Source organism: Parasphingopyxis sp. CP4 (assembly GCF_013378055.1).
Classification (GTDB): domain Bacteria; phylum Pseudomonadota; class Alphaproteobacteria; order Sphingomonadales; family Sphingomonadaceae; genus Parasphingopyxis.
Genome location: NZ_CP051130.1, coordinates 2088909 through 2105000, shown reverse-complemented (window position 1 = coordinate 2105000; position 16092 = coordinate 2088909). Strand labels below are relative to the sequence as shown.

General features: G+C 55.3%; 11 protein-coding genes, 1 tRNA gene and 2 rRNA genes (1 of these 14 cut by a window edge). 6 read left to right on the top strand and 8 right to left on the bottom strand.

The genetic code is table 11. The features are described from left to right. The 4 genes from HFP51_RS10160 to HFP51_RS10145 all read left to right on the top strand — a co-directional run. Window positions 1-1859 (top strand): 23S ribosomal RNA (locus tag HFP51_RS10160) (it extends 927 nt beyond the left edge of the window). 114 nt (window positions 1860-1973) lie between these two features. Then, window positions 1974-2088 (top strand): 5S ribosomal RNA (rrf, locus tag HFP51_RS10155). Between the two features lie 80 nt (window positions 2089-2168). Further along, a tRNA-Met gene (locus HFP51_RS10150) sits at window positions 2169-2245 on the top strand. Window positions 2246-2565: 320 nt separating this feature from the next. After that, window positions 2566-2844, top strand: a complete 279-nt coding sequence (locus HFP51_RS10145) for a hypothetical protein (RefSeq protein ID WP_176875617.1) — start codon at window positions 2566-2568, stop codon at window positions 2842-2844. 61 nt (window positions 2845-2905) lie between these two features. On the opposite strand, the gene HFP51_RS10140 is transcribed toward HFP51_RS10145, so the two are convergent. The 3 genes from HFP51_RS10140 to HFP51_RS10130 are packed head-to-tail and all read right to left on the bottom strand — an operon-like array spanning window position 2906 to window position 5937. Then, entirely contained in the window at window positions 2906-3250 is a 345-nt protein-coding gene (locus HFP51_RS10140) for a hypothetical protein (protein WP_176875616.1), read from the bottom strand. Beyond that, window positions 3240-5090, bottom strand: a complete 1851-nt coding sequence (locus HFP51_RS10135; RefSeq protein WP_176875615.1) for a carbamoyltransferase N-terminal domain-containing protein — start codon at window positions 5088-5090, stop codon at window positions 3240-3242. The genes HFP51_RS10140 and HFP51_RS10135 overlap by 11 nt, the downstream gene beginning before the upstream one ends. After that, window positions 5083-5937, bottom strand: a complete 855-nt coding sequence (locus HFP51_RS10130) for a hypothetical protein (RefSeq protein WP_176875614.1) — start codon at window positions 5935-5937, stop codon at window positions 5083-5085. Before HFP51_RS10130 ends, HFP51_RS10135 begins: the two co-directional genes overlap by 8 nt. Window positions 5938-6123: 186 nt before the next feature. Here HFP51_RS10130 and HFP51_RS10125 point away from each other — a divergent pair, with 186 nt between their 5' ends. Continuing rightward, the gene (locus HFP51_RS10125) at window positions 6124-6984 is read left to right on the top strand and encodes a sulfotransferase (protein ID WP_176875613.1); all 861 of its coding nucleotides are present in this window, start codon (window positions 6124-6126) and stop codon (window positions 6982-6984) included. Window positions 6985-7173: 189 nt separating this feature from the next. After that, on the top strand, window positions 7174-8097 hold the full coding sequence (locus HFP51_RS10120) for a hypothetical protein (RefSeq protein ID WP_176875612.1): 924 nt from the start codon (window positions 7174-7176) through the stop codon (window positions 8095-8097). Between the two features lie 498 nt (window positions 8098-8595). On the opposite strand, the gene HFP51_RS10115 is transcribed toward HFP51_RS10120, so the two are convergent. From HFP51_RS10115 to HFP51_RS10095, 5 genes are read right to left on the bottom strand one after another with little or no spacing between them, the layout of a single operon-like run. Beyond that, entirely contained in the window at window positions 8596-9408 is an 813-nt protein-coding gene (locus tag HFP51_RS10115) for a peptidylprolyl isomerase (RefSeq protein WP_176875611.1), read from the bottom strand. Continuing rightward, window positions 9405-10103 carry a respiratory nitrate reductase subunit gamma gene (gene narI, locus HFP51_RS10110; RefSeq protein WP_218135296.1) on the bottom strand — a complete coding sequence of 233 codons (699 nt, stop codon included), beginning with the start codon at window positions 10101-10103 and terminating at the stop codon, window positions 9405-9407. The genes HFP51_RS10115 and narI overlap by 4 nt, the downstream gene beginning before the upstream one ends. Beyond that, the gene (gene narJ / locus HFP51_RS10105) at window positions 10100-10819 is read right to left on the bottom strand and encodes a nitrate reductase molybdenum cofactor assembly chaperone (RefSeq protein ID WP_176875610.1); all 720 of its coding nucleotides are present in this window, start codon (window positions 10817-10819) and stop codon (window positions 10100-10102) included. Before narJ ends, narI begins: the two co-directional genes overlap by 4 nt. After that, on the bottom strand, window positions 10819-12345 hold the full coding sequence (narH, locus tag HFP51_RS10100; protein WP_176875609.1) for a nitrate reductase subunit beta: 1527 nt from the start codon (window positions 12343-12345) through the stop codon (window positions 10819-10821). The genes narJ and narH overlap by 1 nt, the downstream gene beginning before the upstream one ends. Further along, window positions 12342-16088, bottom strand: a complete 3747-nt coding sequence (locus HFP51_RS10095; RefSeq protein WP_176875608.1) for a nitrate reductase subunit alpha — start codon at window positions 16086-16088, stop codon at window positions 12342-12344. The genes narH and HFP51_RS10095 overlap by 4 nt, the downstream gene beginning before the upstream one ends. Window positions 16089-16092 lie beyond the last annotated feature (4 nt).

Genomic DNA, 16092 nt, shown 5'->3' with positions numbered 1-16092 from the left:
CTAACCAAACTCCGAATACCCAAGAATAATATCCGGGAGACAGACGGCGGGTGCTAAGGTCCGTCGTCGAAAGGGAAACAGCCCTAACCTACAGCTAAGGTCCCCAAATCATATCTAAGTGTGAAAGCATGTGGGAATCCCAAAACAACCAGGAGGTTGGCTTAGAAGCAGCCATCCTTTAAAGAAAGCGTAACAGCTCACTGGTCTAAATAAGGGTTCCTGCGGCGAAGATGTAACGGGGCTAAAGATATGTACCGAAGCTTAGGGTGTGCATTTATGCACGCGGTAGCGGAGCGTTCCGTAGGCGGTTGAAGCGATCTGGTAACGGGTCGTGGACGTATCGGAAGTGCGAATGCTGACATGAGTAGCGATAAAGAGGGTTAGATGCCCTCTCGCCGAAAGCCCAAGGGTTCCTGCTTAAAGCTAATCTGAGCAGGGTAAGCCGGCCCCTAAGACGAGCCCGAAGGGGGTAGTCGATGGGAACCACGTTAATATTCGTGGGCCTGGTGGGATGTGACGGATCGCGTAAGTAGTTTGCTCTTATTGGATTGAGCAGGCTGCGAAGCGGTTCCAGGAAATAGCCCCACCATATAGACCGTACCCGAAACCGACACAGGTGGGCAGGTAGAGTATACCAAGGCGCTTGAGAGAATGGTGTTGAAGGAACTCGGCAAATTACCTCCGTAACTTCGGGAGAAGGAGGCCCTGCATGAAGGCAACTTTTTGTAGGGGGCACAAGCTGGGGGGTAGCGACTGTTTATCAAAAACACAGGGCTCTGCTAAGTCGGCTTCAAGACGACGTATAGGGTCTGACGCCTGCCCGGTGCCGGAAGGTTAAAAGGAGGAGTGCAAGCTCCGAATTGAAGCCCCGGTGAACGGCGGCCGTAACTATAACGGTCCTAAGGTAGCGAAATTCCTTGTCGGGTAAGTTCCGACCTGCACGAATGGCGTAACGACTTCCCCACTGTCTCCAACACCAACTCAGCGAAATTGAATTCTCCGTGAAGATGCGGAGTACCCGCGGTTAGACGGAAAGACCCCGTGCACCTTTACTGCAGCTTCAGAGTGGCATTAGAAAAGAATTGTGTAGAATAGGTGGGAGGCTTTGAAACATCGGCGCCAGTCGGTGTGGAGCCAACCTGTGAAATACCACCCTATTGTTTTTTGATGTCTAACCTAGAACCGTGAAACCGGTTCAGGGACCCTCTGTGGCGGGTAGTTTGACTGGGGCGGTCGCCTCCTAAAGAGTAACGGAGGCGCGCGATGGTAGGCTCAGGACGGTTGGAAACCGTCTGCGAGAGTGCAATGGCATAAGCCTGCCTGACTGCGAGACCGACAGGTCGAGCAGAGACGAAAGTCGGTCATAGTGATCCGGTGGTCCCTCGTGGAAGGGCCATCGCTCAACGGATAAAAGGTACGCCGGGGATAACAGGCTGATAACCCCCAAGAGCTCATATCGACGGGGTTGTTTGGCACCTCGATGTCGGCTCATCACATCCTGGGGCTGGAGCAGGTCCCAAGGGTTTGGCTGTTCGCCAATTAAAGTGGTACGTGAGCTGGGTTCAGAACGTCGCGAGACAGTTTGGTCCCTATCTGCCGTGGGCGTCGATATTTGAGAGGAGTTGCCCCTAGTACGAGAGGACCGGGGTGAACATGCCTCTGGTGGACCTGTCATCGCGCCAGCGGTGCAGCAGGGTAGCTATGCATGGACGGGATAACCGCTGAAAGCATCTAAGCGGGAAGCCTCCCTCAAGATAAGATATCATCGAGCCGTGGAAGACCACCACGTTGATAGGCCGGGTGTGGAAGCGCAGCAATGCGTGAAGCTTACCGGTACTAATAGCTCTTATTACACTTCGAGAGTCCCACCATCAACGACAGTGCCGTGCATTGTCAGCGATGATTTGGATAATCCTAGTCGCAGCCCATGACGGGTATCGATTTCTCATCCCTTTTCTACGCCGGCTCCATAGCTTGGTGGCTATGGCGTCAGTGACCCACCCGATCCCATCCCGAACTCGGCCGTGAAACCTGATTGCGCCGATGGTACTTCGTCTTAAGACGCGGAAGAGTAGGTCGCCGCCAGGCTTTGAAGCCGGCGTAGGAAACGGTCAGGGAAAACCCATTTACGATGATCAAAGGCTTTTGGCCTCACCGGCCCAAGTTGGCGCGGGGTGGAGCAGCCCGGTAGCTCGTCAGGCTCATAACCTGAAGGTCGTTGGTTCAAATCCAACCCCCGCAACCAACTCTGCTGGCCTATTTACGCAGCCCTGCCGTCTCGGTGGGGTTTTTTGCGTCTGGGGCGAGAGGGATCTTCCAATGTCTGCTTTGCGCCCATTGCGGACATTGGAAATACCGCAGTACTAAGTGCCTATGTGGGATTCAATTTGGTATCTGCGAGGTTCGGTTCCGATTGAGGTAGCCGTCCCAAATGATGAAATACTAGGCCGCATAGAGCGTTGGGCCGACTATGAGCGGAAGTATGTTTTGCGCCAAGCGCCGAATCATACAACCTTTGAAGCGTCTAGTTTTTGGTTGTTCTTTGTCAGTGCTAGTTGGCACGCGATGGCACTTTACGACAAGGGCAGTTTCTGGATCGCGCAGGATGGTGGCTCGCGCATCCTTAGGTATGAGCTTCGCAGTTGGTATGTGTTTGTATCGTGCTTGGCGATTTCATCGATCATACTGAGCTTCGGGATAGGTGACCTGGTGCACGGGCAGTTCGAGGGCTTAAGCATTTTGGGCGCTGCCCTATTGTTCTTCGGGTTTATGTACGGCCTGAATGTCGCGTTTGCCAAAGTGAGGGTAGCTGCTGGAATCAAGCGAGCAGTGACCGAAGAATAGTCCGCTAACCACCCATAGCGGACGTCATATTTGTCGAGTCAGCATGCCTCAAGCCATGTCCCTAGACGACCGGATAGACAAAATCTGATAGCCGTTCTTTGCGCCCGCCCCCGGGCCGCAAGTCCGTTGCCGGATCTGAGAGCAGAGAGTTGATCTTATCAATCAAATTTGCCTGGTCTTGATCGCCATCAGCTCTTAGGCGCGCTGCGAGAGCCAACAAAATGCTGGCTTCCCCGCCCAGCAGTTGGTCAAGCGACATAGGCTCTTTGAAGAGTATTCCCGACGGCTGTTGGAAACAACTCTCAGATCCGGATATCGACGGCATTTGAGAAGATGTCTCTTTGCCTGCGAAATCTGCAGACAGATCTGCAAGCATTTCCATCAAATCTACAATATCAGTCGGCATGGAATCGTCTCCGCCGGAGTTGGCTTGTCAGTTGGGTATGTTGGTCAGAACGTCGAACTAGATAAGATCCAATAATCAGCATATCGATCTCTGTATCGAGAAAGCAGCTTACCGCATCGTCTGGCGAACATACGATCGGTTCACCGCGCACATTGAACGACGTGTTGAGCAGCATCGGACACTCAGTTAGCTCGTGAAACGCTTTGAGAATGCCGAAGGCCCGCGTACCGCTGTTTTCCGAAACAGTCTGCAAACGAGCACTGTGGTCGACATGAGTGACCGCGGTGAAGTCAGTTGAAACCGCTTCCTGCAACGCCGGCAAATCCCGTTCTCCGGAGGCCAACGTCTGGGCGAGGTCCGGTCCGGAAATAAACGGGTCGCGCAGCTTGGCTGTCAGCAACATATATGGGCTGTCGTTCGATTGTTCGAAATATTGCGATGCACAGTCGGCGAGCACCATCGGTGCAAATGGTCGCCAACCCTCGCGAAACTTGATCCGTTGGTTGATTTTGCTCAGCGTACCACCAGGCCGGGGATCGGCTAGTATGGATCGGTTGCCCAGTGCGCGGGGGCCAAATTCCATACGTCCGTCGAAATGACCGATAATGAAGCCTTCCGCAAGAGCCGCGGCAACGGTGCGGAAGAGGCCATCTTCGTCCGGATATTTTTGATAGATAAGCTCCTTGCGATCCAGTGCATCGACTATCTCCTGGTCATCATAGCATGGCCCGAGAAATGCGTTCTTCATTCGATCCTGAGCAACAACAGTGCGGACACCAGAGGTTTGATCATCGAGCATCCGCGCGACATCGAGTGCGCCGCCGAGCGCGCCTCCGGCATCGCCAGACGCCGGTTGAATCCACAAAGCGTCTAGATTGGCGACGTGGGATAGAATTTTGGCATTGGCTACGCAATTCAGAGCCACACCCCCGGCAAGGCACAATTGCCTCATGCGGGTCAGGGCCAGCGCAGTTTGCGCGAGTGTGGTCATGATGTCGTTGATCACGGACTGGATTGAAGCGGCTATGTCTCGGAAATGTTGAGTTACGGGCTCATCTGGGTGGCGCATTGGTTGGCCAAACAGGTTCTCAAACAGCGGATTGATGGCAGTGATACCGTTGTGAAAAGCAAAATATTCAAGGGCCAGTGCGAACGAACCGTCGGCTCTTATCTCAATTAGTTGATCGCGGATGCGATCTGCAAATATCGGATTTCCGAATGGCGCCAGACCCATCAGCTTATACTCGCCGGAATTTACCTTGAACCCGCAATACTGCGTGAATGCGCTATACAGCATGCCAAGCGAGTGCGGGAATTTCAGTTCGCGCACGGGCGTTATCTTGCCTTCCTTGCCCAACCATATGCTCGTGGTCGACCATTCTCCAACACCGTCGGCAACAAGAATGGCCGCCTCTGAAAATGGACTGGGAAGGAAGGCAGATGCTGCATGAGCACGATGGTGTGTGAGGAAGTGGATCTTCTCCGGGTCCTTGAGAATCCGTTGCAAACGTGCCGGAAGCGCCTCGTTAAGCGTCTCTAATGTGCGCAGGGCTTGAGGCCATACCAGCGCGCCGCGCGGCGCATTGTCGATGGTATTGTTGACTATACGCTGCATCTTAAGTTGCGGGTTCTCATAATATGCGACCGCATCAAGAGTTACCGGCTTCGGCCACTCCGCAAGGCAGTGTGCAATCGCCTTGTTCGGAAATCGCCAATCGTTCTTCCGACGGGAAAATCGCTCTTCCTGAACGGCGGCAACGATATCGTCGCCGCACACCAGCGCAGCGGCTGCATCATGGAAAAGCGCAGAAATGCCGAGGACCAAAGGGCGCTCAGACACTGGTGAGCCGTCCCGCAATCATCTGTCCAACGTGTGGTATCAAACGCTCAGCAAAAATTTGGTTCGATAGCGCGTTGGGGTGCGCGTCAAATGGTCGAAAACTATGATCTGCATCGTTCGGTGTCGACACATCCTTGCAGTTTGTGAATGCTGATAGAAGCTGATCATTAAACTCGGGATCAGTCTGGTCGAGAAGCGCGAACAGCGTGTGGACCCCAGCTCTATTGCCCACTTCTACAATTTCGGACAACACTGCTACTGTTGCCATGTCGATCATATGGGCGTTTGGCAAAAATGCATCAAAATCAGAGCGCGACAACGCTGGTTGCCAAATCGGTAGATAGTCTATCTCGAGCTCACTGGATCGGTTTTGACGGGCAATTGGCACATGTTCAATCCCTAGTTCCTGCCACTCGAGTGATTGCAGCATTCGCATCCTGGCCGGGTGCGGAATGTTACGGTAGCGATGATTGCTGATAATTCCAAAAATCGCCGCAGAGACGCGACCAGCCTCTAAATCGCGCCTGAACTGCAATAGGTTTTGAACCGAGGAATGTCCGCCGATCCCGCGGTTCATAACAGTAATCTCGGGGAACTCCGCCTGGACCAGTGATGCTAGCGTTTCGCTATCGCGCAAACCGGTACCATAGATAAAAGAACAGCCATAAAGGCCCAAAATTATTCCTGATGATTCAGATTGTCCGGATACAATGCGCCACCCATCATCTCCAATATGCTGAACCACATTATCGCGATAGGAAACTTCGACAGTTTCCCCCGGGGTCAAACTCCAGCCCAAAACTGGGTTTGGCCTAAATATCTGCCGAGGTTTGCGCGCAGACTTCATTTGCTGTCCCTTATTAAGAGGCTGTGTTCGCCGCGGACAATGGCGCTTTGGATGATGATCGCATAACTGGGTTAGGCGTCAACATGCAGAGTAGAAATTTTGATCGCCGCAACCAATGGTCCAATGGCACTTTCTGAGTGTACTAAGTATATCGAGCCTGTTGACGAACACTTGGAGAATTTGTCCATGATTGATCTCGAACGCTGCGCACCTGTCATAATTGGCGGCGTAGGCGGAAGCGGCACTCGACTTGTCGCGAGTCTCGTCGAGGGCTTGGGCGTTTTCCTTGGCGGAGATCTAAACGTCCAACGCGATAATCAGCTGTTTACCTACCTATTTGTCCGACCAGAAATCGTTGAAGCAGATAAAGCCGAATTTCGCGCGCGAGCTCGTATCCTGGCTCAGGCGATTGTCGGGCCACCCCTAGCTGATATGGATGATCGGAAGCTCATGTCGAGGCTGTCGCGTGAAACGTCGCCGCACGGTCCGATGGCCCAGAAAAAATGGATTCGTGCCCGGTATCAGGCATGGTTGGAAAATCTGTCCTCGGGCCGTGAGAAGATCGGCGGCCCTTGGGGTTGGAAGGAACCAAATAGCCATATCGTATTGACGGAACTGATCGATGCCATGCCGAATATGCGCTACATCCACGTCGCTAGAAACGGTTTGGACATGGCGTTCAGCAGCAACCACCAGCAGGTCCAAACTTGGGGAGAATATTTGCTGGATCGGCGTCCCGTCCTCGTTGATACGCGCGATACTCTCAAATACTGGTGCCGTGTCCACAAACGTACGCTCCTGAAGGCGACTGTTCTTAACGAGAGATTCTTGTTGCTCGACTATGATCGACTTTGCGGTTCGCCTCATCGTGAAATTTCGCGCTTGGGCGATTTCTTGAACGTCAAATGCACGTCAAACGAGATTGACGAACTGGCGGCCAATATTACTGCGCCAAAATCCATTGGCCGGTTCCGGCAGTTTGGCCTCGCCGATTTCGATGAGCAGGATGTGGCCTACGTCGCTAGCCAGGGGTTTGAAACTGCATGAAGCCTTAGCCGAGCCAACTGCTCCTAACTAATCGCTAGCTCCGGCTCATATGGCAGGGGATCGACTTCTGCGAGGGACAGTCGGCATTGCAGCTGATTACTACAATATTTGGGCCGCAATCCTGTGCGCTCTAGCGCCTCAATGTCGATACCAGCAAATCAATTTGCGTATCGAACAAATTTATCCTTAATGGGAAAAATGCGCCATCTCTTGCTTCATGTAGGCCACGGTAAGACTGGCTCAAGCTATCTCCAGTCGTCGCTTGCTTTGTCACAGGAAGGACTGGACGAAATTGGTCTCTGCTATCCGTTTCATCGCAGTTTTGATGCCGCTCGACGGGGATTTGTTACGAGCGGGAATCGAGAAATATTGTGGTCCGCAATCGAGACTAGCGATCCTGAAGCGCTATTCGGCCCCCATGACACTGCGCTGATCAGCGGCGAACAATTACATCGCGAGCTGTTACCCCGAAAGGATGCGTTTTTTGCGTTTGTGAACAACGCTCAGATCACCAAAGTCTCACTCCTTCTCTTCATTCGAGATCCTGTGGAAGACGCCTGTTCCGGCTATCAACAGGCCGTAAAACGCGGTGGCTACACAGGCACGATTGAGGACTTTTTTTCCCAGTATGAGCGGCCAAAGACTGTATCAGATTTCTTGGAAGCCTTTACGGATAAGCCAGCGACCGCAACGACGGTTCGGAATTATTCCCGATCGTCTGATGTTCTTGGCGACCTGGAAACGTTTCTCGGAAATGTGGCACTGACAATGCCTCCAATAGATCGAATCAATCGGCGTCTGACACCAGCGGAACTTGCGATTCAATCATCTTTCAACAAGCATTTAGGGCCGTCTGGCAATCTGGTTGCGGACAAGCTCTGCACGGAGTTGCCGGATGTCTGCGCGGAGGTCACTGCGCCAAGTGAAGATGTTCAACGGGCAATGCTGGATCGCAATCGGGACGTCATCATGGCCGTCAATCGCCGGATCGATGCCGATCAACACTACTCTTTCGATACCATCGAACCAGCATCCGATGAATCGCTATCTCTGACGTTGGAACAAATTCAAGTCATCGCCAAATCACTGGCTCCGAAGATCAGGATGCGCTGATTAGTCCGCGTATCGGTTGCCGGTTTGAACGTCCGCGTTCGGCCAACAGCGGACCATCGCGATTTTCATTTTGAATACAGATTTCGCCGAAGAGAGACTGGGCCCCAAATTCGGTCGATAGAATGCGACAAAATCGTCTCTGGTTTCCGGTCTCAATTTCGCGGCCGCCGAAACCCGCGGAATTCCGGGCCTCACAGGCCTGGTCGATACCAATTATGTTATTGATATAAAAGGGGAAAGATCGTGGTGCAGAACGCAGTCTAGAGCGAACAAGTCTCTGTCGGTATTTCCCTGATATGCGGGAATATACAGGGAAAATCCGCTTTCTGAGGAAATTTGACGGTAATTCTCGGCGTAGAATCCCACTTTTCAGACGCTTTAGCGAGTGAGTTCCCTAATCCATGTAACAGGGAATTTTAGAACGGTAACAGGGGACCTGCACCAGGGAACACGGAATGTCCGCATTGCGCCCATTGCGGACACGCCGCCGTTTCAGCGTCATTGCAGTAGCGGACTATCGGCTGCGGCCAATGCGACCCCATCGATCTCCGCCTTGCCGGCGAGGATGGCCACATATTGCGCCACGGCCCGGCGCCAGCTCGCTTCTTCGAGATAGTCCGCAATCTTCGTCCGCACTGCCTCGAACGGTAGAGTCTGCCCTGAGATTATGCGGCCAACCTTGAGAACATGCGCGCCGTATCGCGTCTTCACAGGCACCGGGCACAGCTGCCCTTCGTCCAGATTAAAAAGAAACGTATCGAACTCATCGACTGTCTGCCCATGGCTGAGTTGACCGAGATTGCCGCCCTGTTTAGCCGATGGGCATGCGGATCGGACTTCAGCAATAGCGGCAAATCGTTCGGGATGGTCCTGCAGTTCGGCAATACTGTTCTCGGCGGCGGACACGGCCTTCGCATAGCTCTTTTCATCGTCGGGACGCGCAGCGAACAAGATGTGCGATGCTTCAACAAGGTCCGGGCTTGTAAAACGTTGCTTGTGTTGCGCGTAATATCGACGGCACGTGGACCGGTCGGCCTCGGGTGTTTTGACCTCTTGCTCGAGCAGTGCCTCTATGCGCGCATCATCAGGCGCGAGGACACTGCCATTGTCATCGCTAAGCTCGCTAGCCGCGATGCCGAGCCGGTCTGCTTCGGCCAGCAGCAACGTCTTTATCGCCAGCGCCTCAGCTGCCGAATTCCATGCCTCGCCAGGATTTGATGCAGGATGGTTTTGTGCTTCGGCGGCAATCGCTTCCGCGGAAATGGCGACACCGTTGATGACTGGCGTCTGCGGTTGTTCTGCCGCGCTCATACCGTGGACCTCTTGCTGCGGACGATCTGATAACCGGGCCGCCAGATATAGCGGATCGGCGCCGACAACATGTGGACCAGCCGGGTGAACGGAAAGACCAGCAATATGGTGAGCCCGAGGAAGAGATGCGCTTTGAAGATCGGGTGCACGTCCATGACATAGGCCGCAGCGCCGGCTTCGAAGGTGAATATCCCTTGCGCCCAGGACATGAACTTCACCATCTCATGGCCGTCGAGATGGTCGAGCGAGATGAAGATGGTCGCCAGGCCAAGCACGAGTTGCAGCCATAAGAGGAACAGGATCGCGATGTCGCTGAAGCTGGAATTGCGGCGAATGCGTGGGTCAAACAGGCGGCGATGCAAGAGCATGGACGCGCCGATAAAGGCGAACACACCAGCCACTCCCCCGGCGATGATCGCGAGCAATTGTTTTGCGCCATGGCTAATGCCCATCGCGTCGAAAATCTGGATCGGCGTGAGAAGGCCGACAAAATGCCCGGCAAAGATGAGCAGCACGCCCAGGTGAAACAGAACCGAGCCGATCATCAGCTGGCGTCGGCGAAGGAGCTGGCTTGATCCAGACCGCCAACTATAAGGCTCGCGATCGTAACGGACGACCGATCCAATCGCGAGAACAGACAAGGCGATATAGGGGTAGATGCCAAAGACGAGACTGTTGAGAAATTGGGCCATCATGCTCGCTCCTCTGACGTGCCTGCGTCGGCAGGTGGGGCATCCATTTCAGCGGCGAGCCGATCGAGCATGCCGTCCACCTTGGGGCAGCCCTCATCCGGTGATCCGGGGCCAAAGGTCACGTTTTCCGCTTCCCACACCGCGTCCAGCGCCTCGAGATCATTGGGGTCGTCGTCAGGCTCCTCAAGCAACGCCTCGGTGGATTTCGGATCGGCCTCAACTATTGCGGCCAGCGCCATCAGCACTGCGGCATAATTGCTTTCACGGCGGGCAAGGCGTTCGCCAAGGGCCGCGATGACATGAGCTGGCTGGCTCAACAGATCGAGAGCTTCGTCCTGCGGCAGGGTCGACAGAAATTCGAGGAATAGCGGGATAAAGTCCGGCAGCTCCGTGCTGCCGATGGCGAGCCCGCGCTCTTCATACATAGCTTGCAGATCGACCATCGCCTGGCCGCGGTCACGGCTCTCGCCATGCACATGTTCGAATAGATGGAGCGACAGGGTTCGCGTACGATCGAACAGCAACACATAGCGTTCCTGAAGGTCGAGCAATTCGCCAGTGCGATACTCTTCGATCAAAGCGCGAAGCGGCGGCAAATGATCGTCGGGCACCAGGCCTTCGCCGGACAGGATGTCACTGAACTCACAGGATGCCGCCTGTATTTCCACCGTCGGATAGGCGAGCAGCAGTGAGAGGATTTTGAAGCTCTTTACTGTCATCAGAACATCTCCGACGGGGTTTGGATCCGCTTCTTCTTCGGCGTGCCGAACAGGTTGGGTTCGGAGGATCCGCCCGAACATCCGTTGCCAAATGAGAAACCGCAGGCGCCGCGTTCATCATAGGCGTCTTCAACCTCTTCCCGGTGCGTACTCGGGATGACGAAACGATCCTCATAATTGGCGATCGCCATGACATGGTACATGTCTTCGATCTGTTGTGCGGTCATGCCGACCTTGTCGGCGACCTCGGTGGCGATGATCCCGTCGACCGTCTTGGCCCGCATATAACTGCGCATGGCGAGCATCCGCTCCAGGCACTGCGCCACCGGCTCTTCCTTCCCGGCCGTCAGCAAGTTAGCGAGATATTTGAGCGGGATACGCAAGGAACGCACATCCGGCATGTCATCATTTATCGCAATCTGCCCAGCATTTGCCGCAGCGCTGATCGGCGACAAAGGCGGCACATACCAGACCATTGGCAGCGTCCGATATTCCGGGTGCAATGGGAAGGCGACCTTCCAGTCCATCGCCATTTTCCAAACCGGCGAGTTCTGCGCAGCCTCGAGCCACGCCTCCGGGACACCATCTTTGCGGGCCTGGGCGATCACTTCGGGGTCATTGGGATCGAGGAAGATATCGAGCTGTGCCTGATACAGGTCTTGCTCATCTTCTGCGGAAGCGGCTTCTTCAATCCGGTCCGCATCATAGAGCATCACACCGAGATAACGGATCCGCCCAACACAGGTTTCCGAGCACACGGTTGGTTGGCCAGCTTCGATCCGCGGATAGCAGAAAATGCATTTTTCGGATTTGCCGGTATTCCAGTTGTAATAGATCTTCTTGTACGGGCAGCCCGAAACGCACATCCGCCAGCCGCGGCACTTTTCCTGATCGATCAGGACAATGCCATCTTCTTCACGTTTGTAGATCGCGCCAGATGGGCACGCTGCGACACAGGTCGGGTTCAGGCAATGCTCGCACAGCCGCGGCAGGTACATCATGAAGGTATTTTCGAACTCGCCGTAAATTTCCTTTTGCACGCCCTCAAAATTGGAATCTTCCGAGCGTTTGGAAAACTCACCGCCGAGGATTTCTTCCCAGTTCGGGCCCCATTCGATCTTTTCCATCCGTCCCCCGGAGATAAGGGATCGCGGCCGCGCGGTCGGCATGGCCTTCATCTCCGGCGCATTTTGAAGATGCTCATAGTCAAAGGTGAAGGGCTCGTAATAATCGTCGATCTCTGGGAGATCGGGATTGGCGAAAATCTTGGCGAGCACCCGCCATTTACCACCCATGCGAGGCCGGAGGCGTCCCTTGCGCAGCCGTTCCCAGCCGCCATTCCAGCGTTTCTGGTTCTCCCAGTCCTTTGGATATCCAATGCCGGGTTTCGTCTCGACATTATTGAACCACGCATATTCCATGCCCTCGCGACTGGTCCAAACATTCTTACAGGTTACCGAACAGGTGTGGCAGCCGATGCATTTGTCGAGGTTGAGCACCTTGCCGATTTGCGCGCGGACTTTCATTCTGCTGCCTCCATATCCGGGGACAGCCTGTTTTCAGGTCCGTCGAGCCAATCGACATCCGTCATTTTGCGGACGATCACGAATTCATCGCGATTTGATCCGACCGTGCCGTAATAGTTGAAGCCCCAGCTTTGCTGGGCATAGCCGCCGATCATATGGGTGGGCTTGAGCACCGCGCGGGTCACGCTGTTATGGATGCCGCCGCGATTGCCGGTGATCTTCGACCCGGGCACATTCACGATCTTTTCCTGCGCGTGATACATGAAGAGCGTACCGTCCTTCATGCGCTGCGAAACGACCGCACGTGCGACCAGGGCGCCATTAGAGTTAAACGCCTCGACCCAGTCATTGTCGACGATACCGGCCTTGGCAGCATCGGTTTCAGACAGCCAGACAATCGGCCCGCCGCGTGACAGGGTCAGCATTAGGAGATTGTCGGTATAGGTGGAGTGGATGCCCCATTTCTGGTGCGGCGTGATGAAGTTCAACACCACATGATCCTGCCCCTCAGCCCGGTCGAGCATGGGTTTCACCGCCTTGGTGTCGATTGGCGGGCGATAGACGCAAAAGCCTTCGCCAAAGGCCCGCATCCATTTGTGATCTTGATAGAGTTGCTGCCGTCCCGATAAAGTCCGCCAGGGGATCAGCTCATGCACATTCGTATAGCCCGCATTGTAGCAGACCTTCTCGCTCTCCAGGCCTGACCAGGTTGGCGACGAGATGATCTTGCGGGGCTGCGCGACAACATCGCGGAAGCGAATCTTCTCATCTTCCTTGGGCAGCGCCAGATGCGCATGCTCGCGCCCGGTAAATTCCGAGAGAGCATTCCATGCTTTCACTGCGACTTCGCCATTGGTTTCCGGCGCCAGCATCAAGATCACTTCGGTCGCATCGATATCGCTTTCGATCCGCGCCATGCCCTTGGTTGGGCCGTCCTCGCTCACGGTGCCGTTCAATGCCTTGAGGTGGTCGACCTCTTCTCCGGTCTTCCAGGCTATGCCCTTCCCGCCATTGCCGATCTTTTCCATCAACGGACCAAGCGCTGTGAAGCGTTTATAAAGATTAGGATAATCCCGTTTGACGACCGCCACCTGTGGCATTGTCTTGCCGGGTATTGGCTCGATATCGCCTTTGCCCCAATCTGCTACATCCATCGGCTGGGCGATCTCGCCCGGCGTATCGTGCAGGATCGGCGTCAGCACCACATCCTCTTCTTCGCCCAGCACTTCGGGCGCGATTTCGGAGAATTTCTTGGCGATCTCCTTGTAGATTTCCCAATCCGATTTCGATTCCCAGACAGGATCGATCGCCGCAGACAGCGGATGGATGAAAGGATGCATGTCCGACGTGTTGAGGTCGTTCTTCTCATACCAAGTCGCGGTTGGCAGAACGATGTCCGAGTAGACACAGGTCGTCGACATACGGAAATCGAGTGTCACCAGCAGATCGAGTTTCCCCTCGGGGGCCTCTTCATGCCAGGCGACGTCTTCGGGCTTGGCATGACCCATTTCGCCCAGATCCTTGCCCTGCACGCCATGGCTCGTACCGAGCAGATGCTTGAGCAGATATTCATGCCCTTTGCCCGACGAACCAAGCAGGTTGGAGCGCCAGACAAACATGTTGCGCGGCCAGTTGGCCGGATCGTCCGGATCGTTGCAGCTAAGCTCCAGCTCTCCCGACTTTAAGCTGTCCGTGACATAGTCTTTGGGTTCCTTGCCTGCCTCACGCGCGGCCTTGGCTATGTCCAGCGGATTGGTCTTGAGCTGCGGCGCAGACGGCAGCCAACCCATGCGCTCTGCCCGGGCGTTATAATCGATCAGCGATCCGCTCCAATCGCCATCCGGTGCAGTCGGCGAGAGGATCTCATCAACGCCCAGCGTCTCATAACGCCATTGATCGGAATGGGCGTAGAAGAAGCTGGTTGAGTTCATCTGGCGCGGTGGACGGCTCCAATCGAGGCCAAATGCGAGCGGTTGCCAGCCGGTCTGTGGCCGTAGTTTTTCCTGGCCAACATAATGCGACCAGCCGCCGCCGGATTGGCCAATACAGCCACACATGATCAGGAGGTTGATGATCCCCCTGTAATTCATGTCCATATGATACCAGTGGTTGAGCCCGGCCCCGAGGATCACCATCGACTTGCCGTGCGTCTTTTCCGCATTGTCGGCAAACTCGCGCGCGACGGTGATGATGTGATCGGCGGGGACGCCGGTGATCTGCTCGGCCCATGCCGGCGTATACGGCTCATTCTCGTCGTAGCTCTTGGCGAGATTGTCACCGCCGAGCCCGCGGTCCAGGCCGTAATTCGCCATGAACAGATCGTAGACGGTGGCGACATAAGAATCGCCCTCTTCCAGCTGCAGCTTCATCACCGGGATCCGCCGCATCAGCGTATCGGGATGGTCAGTACCTTTGAAATAATCATGTTCGCGATTGCCGAAATAGGGAAAGGCGACGTCGAGCACATCGTCATAATCGCCATCCAGGATATTGGTCAGGCGAAGCTTGGTCTCTGCGCCGCCGCTCTCCCGTTCTTCAAGATTCCATTTGCCCTTTTCGCCCCAGCGGAAGCCGACCGACCCGTTGGGTGCAACCACATCGCCCGTCTTCTCGTCGATGGCGACGGTTTTCCATTCGGCATTTTCGGTCTCGCCAAGATCATCGCCGAACTCGCTGGCGCGCAACAAGCGTTCGGGGACGAACTGGCCGTCCTTTTTCACCAGGCGGACCAGCAAGGGCATGTCGGTATATTGCCGGGCATAGTGCTCGAAATATTCGGCCTGCCGGTCGAGATGATATTCGCGCAGGATCACATGGCCCATCGCCATGGCGAGCGCGGCGTCCGTACCCTGTTTGGGATGGAGCCAGATATCGGAGAATTTTGCGGCTTCGGAATAGTCCGGCGACACGACGACCGACTTGGTGCCCTTGTAGCGCGCTTCGGTGTAGAAATGGGCGTCCGGCGTGCGTGTTTGCGGGACGTTCGATCCCCACAGCATCAGGAAACCAGAATTATACCAGTCGGCGCTTTCCGGAACGTCGGTCTGTTCACCCCAGGTCATCGGGGATGCGGGCGGCAGATCGCAATACCAGTCGTAAAACGACATGCAGGTTCCGCCGAGCAGCGAGAGATAGCGCGATCCTGCCGCGTAGGAGACCATCGACATTGCCGGGATCGGTGAGAAACCGATCACCCGGTCCGGGCCATGTTCCTTTGCCGTATAGGCGTTGGCAGCGGCGACAATTTCGGTCACTTCGTCCCAGTCTGCCCGGACGAAACCGCCATGTCCGCGTATCTTGGTATAGGAATCCCGCTTCGCCTTGTCCTGGACGATCGATGCCCAGGCCGCGACAGGCTCCATCGTCTTGCGCGCTTCGCGCCACAATTTCACGAGGCGCGAGCGGACAAGTGGGTATTTGAGCCGATTTCCCGAATAGATGTACCAGCTATAGCTGGCACCGCGCGAACAACCGCGCGGTTCATGGTTGGGCAGATCGGGCCGTGTGCGCGGGTAATCGGTCTGCTGCGTTTCCCAGGTGACGATGCCGCCCTTGACGTAAACCTTCCAGGAACAGGATCCTGTGCAATTCACGCCGTGGGTCGAGCGCACGATCTTGTCGTGCTGCCAACGTTTCCGATAGCCGTCCTCCCAACGGCGATCCTCCCGGGTGGTGACCCCATGGCCATCCGAGAAGCGAGATTTGTCGCTAAAGAAGTTCAGGCGATCGAGTAGATGGCTCATGGCT

Excerpts from the sequence above, each read along its gene's own strand:
- narJ (WP_176875610.1), bottom strand. The coding sequence starts at position 10,819 with ATGACAGTAAAGAGCTTCAAAATCCTCTCACTGCTGCTCGCCTATCCG.
- HFP51_RS10125 (WP_176875613.1), top strand. The coding sequence starts at position 6,124 with ATGATTGATCTCGAACGCTGCGCACCTGTCATAATTGGCGGCGTAGGC.
- HFP51_RS10140 (WP_176875616.1), bottom strand. The coding sequence starts at position 3,250 with ATGCCGACTGATATTGTAGATTTGATGGAAATGCTTGCAGATCTGTCT.
- narI (WP_218135296.1), bottom strand. The coding sequence starts at position 10,103 with ATGATGGCCCAATTTCTCAACAGTCTCGTCTTTGGCATCTACCCCTAT.
- HFP51_RS10095 (WP_176875608.1), bottom strand. The coding sequence starts at position 16,088 with ATGAGCCATCTACTCGATCGCCTGAACTTCTTTAGCGACAAATCTCGC.
- HFP51_RS10115 (WP_176875611.1), bottom strand. The coding sequence starts at position 9,408 with ATGAGCGCGGCAGAACAACCGCAGACGCCAGTCATCAACGGTGTCGCC.
- HFP51_RS10145 (WP_176875617.1), top strand. The coding sequence starts at position 2,566 with ATGGCACTTTACGACAAGGGCAGTTTCTGGATCGCGCAGGATGGTGGC.
- HFP51_RS10120 (WP_176875612.1), top strand. The coding sequence starts at position 7,174 with ATGGGAAAAATGCGCCATCTCTTGCTTCATGTAGGCCACGGTAAGACT.
- HFP51_RS10130 (WP_176875614.1), bottom strand. The coding sequence starts at position 5,937 with ATGAAGTCTGCGCGCAAACCTCGGCAGATATTTAGGCCAAACCCAGTT.
- narH (WP_176875609.1), bottom strand. The coding sequence starts at position 12,345 with ATGAAAGTCCGCGCGCAAATCGGCAAGGTGCTCAACCTCGACAAATGC.